The sequence below is a fragment of the Catenovulum sediminis genome, from assembly GCF_007289895.1.
Taxonomy (GTDB): Bacteria; Pseudomonadota; Gammaproteobacteria; order Enterobacterales; family Alteromonadaceae; genus Catenovulum; species Catenovulum sediminis.
This window is the reverse complement of record NZ_CP041660.1, coordinates 1,633,065-1,647,132: the sequence shown is the minus strand read 5'-3', so window position 1 is coordinate 1,647,132 and position 14,068 is coordinate 1,633,065. Positions and strand designations below refer to the sequence as shown.

The 14,068-nt window shown below is 41.2% G+C and carries 7 protein-coding genes; 1 reads left to right on the top strand and 6 read right to left on the bottom strand.

Translation table 11 applies throughout. The features are described from left to right. Window positions 1-23: 23 nt before the first annotated feature. The 4 genes from FNT16_RS06665 to FNT16_RS06650 form a co-directional block, all read right to left on the bottom strand. Window positions 24-1,958 (bottom strand): methyl-accepting chemotaxis protein, encoded by a 1,935-nt coding sequence (locus FNT16_RS06665; protein WP_143870839.1) that lies wholly within the window; start codon window positions 1,956-1,958, stop codon window positions 24-26. 276 nt (window positions 1,959-2,234) lie between these two features. Continuing rightward, on the bottom strand, window positions 2,235-6,248 hold the full coding sequence (locus FNT16_RS06660; RefSeq protein ID WP_143870837.1) for an EAL domain-containing protein: 4,014 nt from the start codon (window positions 6,246-6,248) through the stop codon (window positions 2,235-2,237). Window positions 6,249-6,340: 92 nt separating this feature from the next. Continuing rightward, window positions 6,341-7,228: a GGDEF domain-containing response regulator gene (locus FNT16_RS06655; protein ID WP_143870835.1), complete on the bottom strand. Its 888-nt coding sequence runs from the start codon at window positions 7,226-7,228 to the stop codon at window positions 6,341-6,343. A 23-nt stretch (window positions 7,229-7,251) separates the two neighbouring features. Then, window positions 7,252-10,587: a response regulator gene (locus FNT16_RS06650; protein ID WP_143870833.1), complete on the bottom strand. Its 3,336-nt coding sequence runs from the start codon at window positions 10,585-10,587 to the stop codon at window positions 7,252-7,254. A gap of 220 nt (window positions 10,588-10,807) precedes the next feature. Here FNT16_RS06650 and FNT16_RS06645 point away from each other — a divergent pair, with 220 nt between their 5' ends. Continuing rightward, window positions 10,808-11,197 carry a hypothetical protein gene (locus FNT16_RS06645; protein WP_143870831.1) on the top strand — a complete coding sequence of 130 codons (390 nt, stop codon included), beginning with the start codon at window positions 10,808-10,810 and terminating at the stop codon, window positions 11,195-11,197. Here the strand turns inward: FNT16_RS06645 and FNT16_RS06640 are convergent. Then, entirely contained in the window at window positions 11,155-11,823 is a 669-nt protein-coding gene (locus FNT16_RS06640; RefSeq protein ID WP_143870830.1) for a response regulator, read from the bottom strand. The genes FNT16_RS06645 and FNT16_RS06640 overlap by 43 nt on opposite strands. A 3-nt stretch (window positions 11,824-11,826) precedes the next feature. Next, window positions 11,827-13,905 (bottom strand): sensor histidine kinase, encoded by a 2,079-nt coding sequence (locus FNT16_RS06635; protein WP_143870828.1) that lies wholly within the window; start codon window positions 13,903-13,905, stop codon window positions 11,827-11,829. Window positions 13,906-14,068 lie beyond the last annotated feature (163 nt).

Genomic DNA, 14,068 nt, shown 5'->3' with positions numbered 1-14,068 from the left:
CTTTGTTGACAGTAATGCGCCATTTAGGCATTTTGCAACTCGTCTGCTATCGAAGCGATTTCTTCAATTGCAGTCGCTAATTCTCTTGCACCTTCAGCTTGTTGACCGGCAGCAGAAGACGCTTCAGCGGCGGCTTTAGATCGTTCTTCTTGGCTATCGGCTATCGCATTAAGGCCTACTTTAGCTGTATTGGCTGCTTCCTGGATTTCATTTGCAGCTTGCTGAATCGTATTATTACCGTCGAGCACCTCTGTCATATGCTGTTGAATTTCATCTAGGCTTTTCGTTGTGGTTCGAGCCTTTTCTACTTCCTTACGTACATCATAAGAAATGGTACTTAGGTCAGAACGCACTAACGTAATTTGATCTTGAATAGCTTTCACTAAGTCTTTAATTTCTTCTGCATTTTCTGCTGCATCATTGGCGAGATTCTGAATGTCGGTTGAAACAACCGCAAAGCCCTTGCCAAACTCACCTGCGCGGGCAGCTTCCACACCACCGTTGACGGCTAACATGGATGTTTGAATGGCAACATTTGCAATACCATCCACGATCTTGTCAATTTGTCGACTAATACGTTCGAGCTCTGCGATTTTATCTAAATTACCATCAGCGCTATCGGTAGCATCTGAAATTGCTTGGATCATTTCATCAACCATAGTTTTGTTCATCTCTAATGTTGTCGATAACTGCTGTCCTCTATCCAATGCTTCGGCAGTTCGCTCTACACCAAGCTGAGCAGACTTTTCGATTTGTACCAGAGCAGATACGCCTTCTTCAACAGCTGAAGCTTGTTGTGTCGCAGCTTGATTAATCTGCGTTAACGCTTTACCAATTTCAGTTGAGGCTCGGTTTATCTCTTCAACTGAAGCAGATAACTCTTCAGAAGATGATGCAACCCCTTCTGCACTTTTTGCTATATCGGAGCTGTTACGTAGCTCATCCGCTAAATCTTCCAGCAATTGCGATGCAGCTTGTGCTTGAGATAAAGCCACTTCCTGTTCTTTTAATGTTTTTAAACTTTCTTCACACGCAGCAGATTGCTCTTCAGAAGAAGCCGCTATATCTTCCGAACCACGTTGTGTTTGCACTATCGCAGTCGCCATTTGCTGTGCTGCTGATGCTATGACTTCAGAACCTTCGTACACAAAATCAACCGTCTCACGAACTTCAACCAACTTATCATTAACGACTTGCCCTTTTTGTGCTTCACCCGCTGCAGTTTCCGCTGCTTCACGCACGCCTTCACCAATTTCGTTGGCTCCGCTTTGTACTTTCTGAATTAAGGTTTCAATACTGGCTGCATTGGTTTCAGCTTTTTCAGCCAAAGTGCGCACGGTATCAGCAACTACCGCAAAGCCTTTACCATGCTTACCTGCTCGCCCCGCCTCAATGGCTGCATTTAACGCCAATAAATTAGTTTGATCTGCAATACGAATAACCTGTTTAACTGACTCATTAATCTTCGCGGCCTGTGCTTCTAAATCGGTCATATATTTGACAGATTCTTGCTGTCGACGCGAAGAATCACCGACATTATTCACCATTAAATCGATATCACTAGACACAGCCTGAATCACATTGCGTAAGTTTTGTGTGACTTCTCTTGCTTTATTAGATGTATCCGTCTGACGTTTAACACGCTCATTAATTTGGGTAACCGCAGCTAAACTCTCTTGACATGCGCTGGCAGACTCTTCTGCACCAGAAGCAATCTGCGACATATTGGCGGTTAGTTCGTTTACCGCTGAAGAGGCTTGGCTGATGCCTGCTGCCAACTCTGTTGAGGCGGATGAGATCTGCTCTGCAGCTTGCTGCTGCTTGGCTGCTGTTCTCGCTTTTTTGCGTTTTTCATTGGCTTCTTGTTGATGGCGTGCAGACAAAGTTGATTCATTGCTAGCAGGACTTTTTATAAATGATTCTGCTTCTAAAGCGACAGAGTGTTTTTTCAATGCCATGTTGATATCCTCAAAAATAATTGGCTTATTTAGTAAACAAGCAGTTGGGAGAACTTGGAAACACCGAAAATGAGCATGCCCTTATTCAGACGTTTTCATCACTCCAGAACTGTGATTACAGTATGAGAAAGAATCTAATTTCTGGATATGGGGGGGAACCTGAAAATTATGCAGGATTTAAGCTTGTATCTCTGGGGTTTTCCCCATACGCTTTGGTATTAATCGTAGAAATAAAAAAACCGCGCGAGTGCGCGGCATAAAGGGCAAGTTGTTATATTAGTTACACTTTTGCTGTGCTTGCCGAGAAACGGCTAAAACTTCCCGTGCAAAGTCATCAGCTGGAAGGGGTTTGGAAAATAAATAACCTTGTAAAGTCTGACAGCCAATTTTGCGTAATAAGTCCCACTGGCATTCAAGTTCAACACCTTCTGCTACGGTTTCTATGTTTAAGTGGCGACACAGGCTGATCACGCCATCCAGTAGTTTGCATGCTTCTTCATCTTTTTCTATATTTTCGACAAAGCCTTTATCAATTTTTACAATATCAGGCTTTATCATGTGCAGATAGCTTAGTGAAGAGTAACCTGTACCAAAATCATCAATGGCGATACTAATACCTAAAAGCTTAAGCTGAGATAAAACATCTGCTGCCAATTCAGGGTCGCTTACTAATGCTGATTCAGTTAACTCCAACTCGACACTTTGCGAGTCAACTTGATTCATATTAAGCGCTTTTTCGACTATTTTCACAAACCCTGGTTCAAGTAGCTGCCTCGGCGATATGTTTAATGCCATTCTCATATCCGTATACCCCTGTTGATGCCATTTTTTTAGCTGTTTCAAGCCCATCTGCAAGACATGCTCTCCGACAGGAATGATCAAGCCTGAATTCTCTAACCGACTGATAAATGACAACGGAGGTACAATCCCATGTTGAGGATGTCGCCAACGCAGTAAGGCTTCACAACCTAACGGCGTGCCACTACCAGCTGACACTTTAGCCTGATAAAATAACTCAAATTGGTTTTCATCCAGTGCCAGTCTCAATTCGCTCTCAAGATGCCCAATAACAGTAGATAATTCTGGCACTGTATGCGGGCAAATGCGATAACCGCCGCCGCCTCCGTGTTTAACTTCGTTTAAAGCATAATCTGCATTACGCATTAATTCTATGGATGAAATACCATCTCTTGGGTATATCGCAGCTCCGATAGATGCACTAATAAACAAACTATGCTGTTCGACCAGAAACGGTGTATTAAAGCTTGCGACCATATCACTTAGCATGGCTGTCAGATTCAAATGACTGTCTTCCATCGGTATGGTCATTGCAAATTCATCGCCGCCAATTCGGGCCAACGTGCCTTCTTTATGACTGCGCTCAAGCAACCGTCCCGCAATATGTTGTAAAAGTTGGTCGCCAATTTCATGGCCAACAGAGTCGTTTAACGTCATCAATCTGTCTATGTCAATAAACACTAAAGCAAAGCGCTGATGCATTTGAGGGTCTTGCTTTATTTTTTCCTGCAACAAGGTCATAAAAGTGCTGCGATTCGGCAATCCCGTCAAGCTATCCAATTCGGTTGCTTCTTTGAGTTTCTTCAATGTTAATTTAGACTGGGTTACGTCACGGGATGTGCCCACCATACGTAAAACCTGCCCATCGTCATCTTTAACCACGAAGCAGCGTGTGCTGATCCAACGAATATCCCCTTTGCCGGTTAATATTCTATATTCGACAAAACCTGAGTTACCAGAAACAATAATATTATCAAACAGAGCTTTAACTCTTTCTCTGTCTTCTGTTAGCAGACTGTTGATCCAATAGCCAAAGTCGGCTTGCTCTATCTCCGATAACGGAACCTGCCATATTTGCTCAAATGCCGGACTAACATAGCGAAAACGACTGGTTTCCAGATCATAATCCCAAAACACATCCGGAATGCGCTCTGCCAGATCTTGAAATTGTCGTTCTTTTTCACCAAGTTGTTCCAACAAATGCTGATAATCGCCAATATCCATGAGTGTACCCACAAAACGAACCAGCACATTGTCATTAAACTGTCCTCGACCTCGTAACCGAAACCAATGATATTCGCCGTTTCCTTTTTGTAATTTACAATCAATATCAAATTGTGCGTTATGCTGCTCTATGTGTTGACTTAATTGGCACATCACATCATCTCTTTGAGCAATCGCTACCGATTGGCTTAACCATTGGCTAAAATTAGGCATAGGTTGTGGCGCTAATCCCAACAAGGCAAAAAAGTTTGGAGAATAATAGGTACTTCCAGTTTCCAGCTGCCAATCCCAGATCCCATCTTCGGTCGCCTCCAGCACCATAGATAACTGTTCTCGCTGACACTCGGATTCCAATACCAAGGTTTTCATCGCTGTGACATCTTCATGAGAAATAACAAATAACTTCAATTTTTGGCTATTACTTCCAAGTGGCGCAACTCTTATGTTAAACCATTTCAGTTCTTCATTAACCGGTAAAGAATACTCTAATTGAAATTCATCACGGTCTCCCGAAATAACCATGCGAATGCCTTCGCCAACCTCACCTGCTTCGCAACACCCTTGTTCTTCAGAACGATGGCAAACCGCTAGATAGTTGCACCCACGGCCGATTAAACTTTCATCAGCGCCCGCGTTTCTCGCACTTTCTTGCCAACAATGGTTTGTGTTAATCACTGTCCCTTGTTCGTCTATGACACATATTTGGTTAGGCAGAGCATCAATAATTCCACGCACCATTCTTTCAGCTTCTTTAAGGTAAGATTCACGTGCTTTTTGTTCCGTAATGTCCTGCACTGAGCCGATGATTTTTTCAGGGCTGCTATCTGCTGCATATAAACAGCGCAATGCAAAACGAACTTCCATGAGATCTCCACTTTGGTGTTTTACCTGCGCATACACGTAGACATTCTCTTCTCCTTGAGAAGCTTTTAAAAAAGCTTGTGTCAGTTTAATTTTATCATTCGGATTGAGCAGACAATTAATTAAAGAAAAATCGTTTGCTATCCGTGTGGGCTGCACATCCAAGATCTTCTGCGCTTGTACTGAAAGCGATATTCGACGACTACTTATATCATACTCCCAACTCCCAACCGACTCTAACTCCTGCACCAACTCAGCAACCAATAAGGCTTGTTTATTTTGCTGTTGCTGTAAGTATCTTTCGTGGATATCTGTAACAAACAAATTGTAGCCATTTTCCTTTTTCCATATTTCCACATCCAGCCAGCGACCTAATGTGGGTTCTTGAATATGGATACTGGTATTTTGTATTTGCTCATCGTTAATCTGCTTTAGACACTGTTCAACTGCAACGTATATAAACTCAGGTAAACTGTCAGACAAATTGCTTGCTACGCCGCCATTTTGATTCAAACTATTTTTGACAGTACGCATATAACTGCGTGCTTTGCTATTACTAAATAAGATACTGTGCTTTGGGTCAAAGGCTATAAACAAGGCATTTAGGCTATCCAGCATCGCTACCAGTTCGGCATTCACTGTTTCAGCTTTTTGTCGGGCAAAAACAAGTTCGCTGATATCCTGCGTCACGACCAAAACTGAATCGGATTGCTGTAAGTGGTTTTCAAGTCTGGCCATCCTTATGCGCCAATAGCCCCTTTTTTCTCCATGATTCAAAGGACCGCTCATTTCACCATAACCTTCATTAATGGCCTGTAACCAAGCTTTTTTGATATCTTTACGCTGCTCGGGCGCTTGCTGAGACAACCACAACTGCCAATCTCCTTGTGCTAATTCACCAGATTTGAGAAGGGATAGCCCATCTGCGTTAGCCACTTGCAACTGACCGTCTAAGTCAAGCAGTTTGATACAATGCTGATTTGTTCTCAGTAACGCCTCACAAAGATTAATGGACGCACTTGCCCGTTCTGCTTTTTGCTTTAATTTTTGCCAATATTTAACATATTGTTGAGCCGCGCATCCTATGAAAGCACTCAGTACAGCACTGACTAAAATAAGCAACGGTGTTTGACCATTTATCCAATGCATGCCGATAAATAAACTTAAACAAATCGTAACCAGTTTTACCGCGTGTGCTTTGACCATAAAATAAGTGCACAAACCTGACAAAATAACTAACATTAGGTATGACCAATCAGGCTGTTTAAAAGCAAGCATCGTCGTATTGCTCAGCATAGCGAGTGGAATAACAAAGTGAATTAGGCGCTGAACAAATCCAGCTTGACTGGAAGTAAAGCTACCAGCCTGCAGCATTTGCATGTATTGTTGCGTAAAAGATCGGTTCATATAGTTAGCCCATAATTCAGTTGAAATTAAATTATAGGCTTGAGGAGAGGACTTTTCATCAGGGGAACCCTGATTAGACTACAGGCATTCCCTTACTCTGTAATTAAAGTGGCAACTCGATTGCGACCTTGCTGTTTAGCTTGGTAGGTTGCAGCATCAGCCCTTTGGATAAGTGATTTAACGTCAGTATCTTCAGCTGATTTAATCGTTAAGCCAATACTCACAGTGTAACTAAGCTTGCGCTGGGCATCTAATTTTAATGGATTTTCCTGCACAACCTTGCGAATTCGTTCGGCGACAACATCAGCCCCTTGAATTTCAGTATTGGGTAGGACTAAAATAAACTCTTCGCCACCGTAGCGACCAAAATAATCATAAGGACGTAATTGCTGACTGACCGTTGTGCAAAAATGTCTGAGTACTTCATCACCCACTAGATGTCCATATACATCATTGATTTGCTTAAAGTGATCTAAATCAATAAATAAAATCGATAAACAGGTTTTCTCGCGTTGCGATCGGATCCATTCGTTTTGCAGCCATTGCAACACCATACGACGATTCCAGATACCTGTCAGTTCATCATATTGAGCCAAATAACTGAGCCGCCTTTCCTGTTCAATGATTTTTTTGCCCACTCTCAGCCGTACTCTTAACTCTTCAGCGACAAGCGGCTTTACAATAAAATCATCAACACCTTGATCCATCGCCGCGACTAGGTTGTCTGTCCCACTGCGACCGGAAATCATAATAAAATAAGCAAACCTGTCTCTTTTTTTTACTTTTTGACAAAATGCCAAACCATCTAGCCATGGCATTGACCAGTCAACTATAAAGAGTTGTAAATCTGGATTATCTTCTGCTAATTGTAATGCCTGCAAACCATCTTTTGCCAACAACACATGGTAATTCCAATCTGTGAGAATGTTTTTCAACAAAGATTGAATCACAATGTCGTCATCAGCGACCAGTACTTTCATATTAATGCTCCTGCTAATTAATTCTAATGACTCGGGCTTTGTTCTGCATTCGCATCAAACTTTTGTAATTCTGATAAAAATTTATCAAGTAAAGCCTTAAATTCTAGCCACTGATGCTCAATAAAGCCTGTGTGAGTCATTTTCAGTTGCTGTTCAAACGTTCCACATTGACGTAACAACCCCTCGGTACAAAAACTACCAACGGTACCTTTAAGTTTATGCACTCTTTGAGCAGCTTGCTGGAAATTTTTATCTTCAATTGCCACGCCTAGTTCTTTAATCTGTCGGTGTAATTCTACTATGGTTAGCCTAATCATTTTGCTTAACAACCCATGAACGCCGCCCATTGAGGCTTCACATCGTGCAAAGTCTAAATACTGATAGTGCTGTTTATTTGCTTCCTGTTTTGCTTCTTGTTGGGATATCACTGTGTGAATCGCCAGATGCTCCTGAGCTGATGGAAATGAGTGTTCCAAACGTTTTATCAATTCTCGCGAATTCAATGGCTTGCTCATGTAGTCATCCATGCCAGCCTGTAAACATTCTTCTCTATCACCCATTAAAGCACGCGCAGTAAGACCAATTATTCTTTGTTTTTTACCCTGTTTTTGCGTTGTCTCGTAGGCTCGAATTTGACGTGTCGCGGTTAAACCATCCATTTTAGGCATTTGTATATCCATCAAAACCGCATCAAAATCTCGCATTTGCATATACTCTAAGGCGTCTTCGCCATTTTCAACTAGCGTCACGACATGACCTCTAAGTTGCAATATTTCTCTGACTAAAAGCTGATTAATTGGATTATCTTCCGCCACCAATATTTGCAAAGAACAAATTTCGTTTTGACTTTCCAAGTTTGTATCGGTTTGAGGTGAATCAGCCAGTATTGCAGCAAGAATTTCGGATTGTTTGGCGGGTTTAAGTATTTGCTGTGTAATATTCCATTGGACAACATGCTGCTCCTGCGTGTCAGATAAATTAGCGGGTACCAGTAACACCAACTTAGGCATGATTGTCGTAATTTGCTTTAATTTTGCCAGCCAGTTGTCCATGTCTGCTGCTAATAATTCATAATCAGCCAAGATCAAGTCTACAGACTTGTCACACTGATAAACAGAATTAAGCCAGTTTAATGCTTCATTATGATTACCAACAATCTTTAACTGCTCACTCTCCAAGTTAAACATATGGTTAATTCTGCGGTTCCCCCAATCATTATCACTGATCAACAACACCTGCTGCTCGAGCGACATAAGTTCTTTTTCTGCATGTTGTTTTATCGGTAGAGATAGATAAACCGTGGTGCCTTGACCTAGGGTACTTTCAAAGTTGATTTCACCTTCCATAATGTGAACCAATTTAGCAACAATACTTAAGCCCAAACCCGTTCCACCGTACTCTCTAGCAATCGAGCTATCCACTTGTATAAAAGGTGAAAATATCTCTTCAAGTTTATCATTATCAATGCCGATACCAGTATCGCTCACACTGACATTCAGAAAATCTTTAATCGCATTATCAGTTGGCTCTGAATGCATGGTTACTTGCACATAAACCTGACCTTGATCTGTAAATTTTACAGCGTTGCCTACCAGGTTAATCAATAACTGCGAAAAGCGCAGTGCATCTAATTTAATTAAATCAGGTACATTGGGGTGAATGTCATACTGTAAATCAATCGATTTTGCATGCGCATCGGGTGAGAAGGTTTTCATTGCATCACCGATGAGCTCGTCCAGCTCAACCAATTGAGGGTTGAGAGTGATATGCCCAGCCTCTATTTTAGCCAGATCCAAAATATCATTGAGAATATTAAGCAAAGTTTTTGCTGAGCGACTCATTAAATTTAAATATTCCATCTGTTTACTGCTCAGAGAAGTGCGGCTAAGCAGATCTCCAATACCAATAATGCCATTCATAGGGGTACGCAACTCATGACTCATATTAGCCAAAAAGTCGGATTTTGCCTGATTTGCGTCTTCAGCTTGTTCCCGCAACTGTTGCAAATTTAGCCAAATCTCATGCTGCTGTGTGATATCCAAACACCCGCCCACCAACCGAGGTTCACCGGGTGATGGAAGTATTACGCGTGCATGAGCTTTAAGATAATAAATTCGCTGCTGTGCGGTGAGAAATAACCTAAATTCACCTTGCCAAGGTTGTTTCGATTCGACCGTTTGTTTGAGTTCAGTTTCTAATCTAGCTCTGTCATCTGGATGAATACAATCTAGCCAATCAGATAAACTAGTCAGGTGTTCTCGTTGTGCTGTTGATAAACGCATTATTTGTGAAAGCTGTTCATCACATTGAAAACGATCACTGTAAACATGCCAAGTCCAAATCCCTAAACCAGAGACCTCTGCTGCCATTTCAGTGACATTCAGACTGGTATTTAATGCAATTTGTGAGCGGATTTTTTCAGCTATTTCTTTTTCTAACCGTTTCGTCTGCCGAGTTGTTTTTTGTAAAAAATAGAATAGCTGACCAACAATCAGGCTAAACAGACCACCAAACAATAAAATCCAATTCGATAAACTTAGAACGATTGTGTCTAGCGGTTGCTTGATTTCATTGATTGCACCGCCATAACAATCAGGACTCATTTCACAGCGCAATTGAATCGATTTAAGTTGACTCACATAAACTTGATGGCTCTGCTCTTTACTTTCTGTCGCTTGCCATAAAGATAAAGTCAGAGCGAGAATCAGCATGGAGGCATTTATCCCATATATACTCCAGCGTTGATCTCGGCTGATCTGGCGAAAATATAAAGCCGCCAACAAAGCACTAACCAGTAAAAAACCTAAAGCGGTAGGCAACGCCATTCGAGTGTATTGCCCCCAACCATAACCGGCTTCGATACCAGCTAAATAGCCCATCAGCGCAATTAAAGCGATTGCAAATACCAGTGAATTAAATGCAACACTTAGATACAACCTGCGTCCCTTAACGGCACTATAACCCAATAAAATGGACACGCTACAAACAAAAAAATTAACAGCCGTGTTGGGTGCCATTCTACCTGGGTGCGAAGTGCCAACTTGTAGATGATGCTTGACAAAAAATTCATCTATCCCAAAATCTAGCTGCACGCTGTATTGCAATAAAGTGCAACCTGCCAACCACAATAAGAGCAGTGCCGACAAATAGATAACTTCACGACGATGAACTAGAAAACCATATAGCCCAGCTCCAATTAACAAAAAGCCTAAAGCCGTATTAAATTGCATAGGCGTGAAGCTGACATGCCACTGCACCATCGCATCTATTTTTAACCACCACCCTAAGATGACACTGGTAGCAAGCAAGATAAGTAAAACAATCCCTTGTTTTAGGACCATTCTATTGACAAAAAACATAACCTTTTCTTCTCACCTGATACTATATAAATATTAGAAGTTGACCATTACAAAGATAAAACTCGTATTTGTTCGTTAATTTTAAAGCCTAATTAAACACCAGTAATTAGGGGATCCGCTGAATTGATATCAGGAATATCCTGATTGCTGAATATCAGCATACTGCTAGACTTGCGATAAGTTAAACAAACTGAGTGTTATTATTATAAAGAGTAAGTGTATGAAATTAATGCTGATTGCCTCTTCACAAAACTTAATTGATTTAATAGGCGAAGTCCTTGGTGAGTTTCCGTTAGAGATACAAACAACTTCGACGATAGAGCATGCACTGCATAAATTGAAGCATGAGCCGTCTCCTGATTTTTTAATACTCATCTACCCTAATGATAGAACGGCACTAGAATTTGATATCCAAAAATTGCGGACAAACCTGGTTTATAACCCAATTTTTGTCTGCGCCAGAGACAAGCATGCTAACAAAGAAGTACATGACCCACTGCGTCTCAACCGTTATTTACAATACCCTTTATCAGGTGAAGAGTTGTTGAGTGTGGTAACCAATACTTTTTATTCTTCATCTAGGTCAATTATGCCTGTTTTAAGAGCATAACGTACCAGGTTTGCGACGTCTCGAATGCCCAAACGTTCCATAATTTGGGCTCGATGTGACTCAATAGTTTTCGCACTTAGATGTAAATCAAAGGCGATTTCTTTGGTTCCTTTGCCCAAAGCGATCAAACGTAGAATCTCGATTTGCCTATCAGTCAAAGGAATGGCCTGTTTTGGTTGACCGTCCGCTTCTTGAGTGTTGCCAGACAAAGCCTCAAGCATAGCTTCTGACAGTTTAGGGCTAACATAGCGCTCTCCTCTAAACACAGCGGCCAGCGCTAATTCCAACTCAATTTCAGCCGAGTCTTTCAGCAAGTATGCCTGTGCTCCTTTTTCAAATGCCTCCTGCAAATAATCTTTGCTTGCATGCATAGACAAAAGAATAACAGGTAAATCCGGATACTGACGTTTAATATCAGGTAAAATCGCTAGGCCGGTTTTATGTTTCATCGCAATATCGGTAATCAACACATCGGGCTGCCGACTTGCTATTAAATCTAGCGCCACTGAACCGTCATCGCCCTCTCCTACAACCTCATAACCTTCAGTATCTTCCAATAGGCTGCGCAATCCAGCTCTCACCAAATGATGGTCATCAATTAACACTATGCGCCGCTTGTCTGCCATTTTTTACTCCACTTCAATTTCTGCATTAGTCTTAACCGGCAAACTGACTTTAATTTCAGTTCCGACGCCTGGTAACGAACGAACTTGAATTTGACCGCCCGCCAGCTCAACCCGTTCTTTCATGTTGACTAACCCTGTACTTTCAGTATGTTGATTGATATCAAACCCCATACCATCATCTATTACCATAAAAGAAAATTTATTAGCTTCACTTATTAGTTTTACCGTGACTGCACTGGCATTGGCATGTCGAATAATATTTGTAAGCGACTCTTGAATGACTCTAAAGACGGTTATTTCTTGGTCTTTATCCGTCATTTCAGTAAATTCACTCACGTCTAAATTAAAAGCGATAGCGCTATCTGTAAACAGCTTCTCAGCTTGCCATTCGATAGCCGCCGATAAGCCCAATGAATCCAGCTGAGCAGGTCTTAACATGAGCGATAAACTGCGCACAGTCTCTAATGTGTCAGTACATATACTTTGAATATCTTCAGCCTTTTTGATCAACTTATCGTCGGTTAAACGTCGAGTAAGCCAACGAATACCTAATTTGATAGCCGTCAAAGATTGCCCGACATCATCATGCAGTTCACCTGCAATTCGCTTTCTTTCCCTTTCAAGCAAATCAAGTGTGGTAGACGATAATATAGATAATCTTTGATTCGCTGCAGCTAATTCGGTTTCTGCTTTTACTCTGTCGGTTAAGTCTCGAATGACGATTTGGATGGCATCTTTCCCCTGGTAGGAGATCAACTTACTGGCAATTTCACACTCAAACGGCTTACCATCTAACCTCAATAGGTGACGGTGATGAAAACCTCCGCTATCTTCTCGCTTGTTAAAGATGTCAGACATTCGCTGTCTAACACTTGTTTTAGATTTGTCATCAATAAAATGCTCAATGCTTTTAGCCTGCAAATCAGCTAATTTATCTGCATGAAACATTCTCAGTACGGCCTTATTTGCATAGCTCACGCTATTATTTTGAATAATAGCAACCCCATCAGGCAAGGTTTCAACTAAATTATTCCATTGCTCTTGCTGCTGCAACAGCCGAGATTCAATTTCTTTCTGTGATGTTTGATCTATCAGCGTTCCAACAATTGAGCGGTGTTCATTTTGTTCAAAATATTGTGCATCTACCAAGATATAATGAACTTTCTGATCTTTATCCCGAATACAATGTTCCTGCCGAATTTCATCCTGTTCATTTTTCTTAGTCATTTCTTCGGTTATGTCGCAAAATAATGAAGTGTTCGAATCCCGCTCAAAACGCTCAAGAGGTACGGCTGTATTTGCTGGGATTTTAATGTCTAATAGCTCAGTGACATTTTGACAACACAATATCTGCTTGTTATTTAGATCAATTTCCCAGCACCCCATACCGGATACCTCACGCGCGATATCTAGACGTTTTACTGCATGCTCAATATTGCGGATAAAACGACGCACTTCTGACACATCTTTGACCAACAGATAACCAATGAATTGTCCATCTTTGAGTACCTTATGCTGCATAATCGACAATTGAGCCATTTCTTCGCGCGCTTTAGTACAGAGTTTGAAGTATTGATCATCCTGAGAATCGTTACACGTAGAATTGACTAACCAATCAAGAAATTTGTTTGTATCCAATGATTCTCGGAAAATTTGCCGTAAATTGATTTTCGAATCGACCTCTAGTTTTAGGTCAAATAATCGGCATGCTTGCTCATTCGCATCTAGGATCTGTAAACTCTCTGGGTCATAAATCAGCTGCGCTTCTGGGCTGGCCGTAAATATATCTCTATAAAGTAGTTCACTTCGCATTGCACTTTCAGCTAACTGAAACTGAATTTTTTGTAGTTTGCGGATCAATATAAACAGAATAACAGCGGTAACTGCCACGTATAACAGCCCTTTAGCAGTTTGTGCCAACGATAAATCCTGTAAAGAACTGGTTAAATACAAGAATAATTGGTCACTTAACAGTATCCAAATGCAACCGACAAATGCATACAGCAAGGTTATCCCCAACGCCCCATAACGATTCAGATTGACTTGGGTTATGTAAGACTGCCATTTTTTTTGTCGAGCCATATGACCTCGCTGATTGAATCGCTCCTAAAGCTGAACATACAAAAGAATATAGATGATTAAAACAGACCACAGAACTAATCTTAGCAAAGAAGCAAAATTGCACCAGCTAGCGCAAAAAGGCGTTGAGTAAAAAAGAGGTAAATATCACTAAATTAAAAAGAAA

What these genes read in the sequence shown, in the direction of transcription:
- FNT16_RS06665 (WP_143870839.1), bottom strand. Translation starts at nt 1,958, where the DNA reads ATGGCATTGAAAAAACACTCTGTCGCTTTAGAAGCAGAATCATTTATA.
- FNT16_RS06660 (WP_143870837.1), bottom strand. Translation starts at nt 6,248, where the DNA reads ATGAACCGATCTTTTACGCAACAATACATGCAAATGCTGCAGGCTGGT.
- FNT16_RS06655 (WP_143870835.1), bottom strand. Translation starts at nt 7,228, where the DNA reads ATGAAAGTACTGGTCGCTGATGACGACATTGTGATTCAATCTTTGTTG.
- FNT16_RS06650 (WP_143870833.1), bottom strand. Translation starts at nt 10,587, where the DNA reads ATGTTTTTTGTCAATAGAATGGTCCTAAAACAAGGGATTGTTTTACTT.
- FNT16_RS06645 (WP_143870831.1), top strand. Translation starts at nt 10,808, where the DNA reads ATGAAATTAATGCTGATTGCCTCTTCACAAAACTTAATTGATTTAATA.
- FNT16_RS06640 (WP_143870830.1), bottom strand. Translation starts at nt 11,823, where the DNA reads ATGGCAGACAAGCGGCGCATAGTGTTAATTGATGACCATCATTTGGTG.
- FNT16_RS06635 (WP_143870828.1), bottom strand. Translation starts at nt 13,905, where the DNA reads ATGGCTCGACAAAAAAAATGGCAGTCTTACATAACCCAAGTCAATCTG.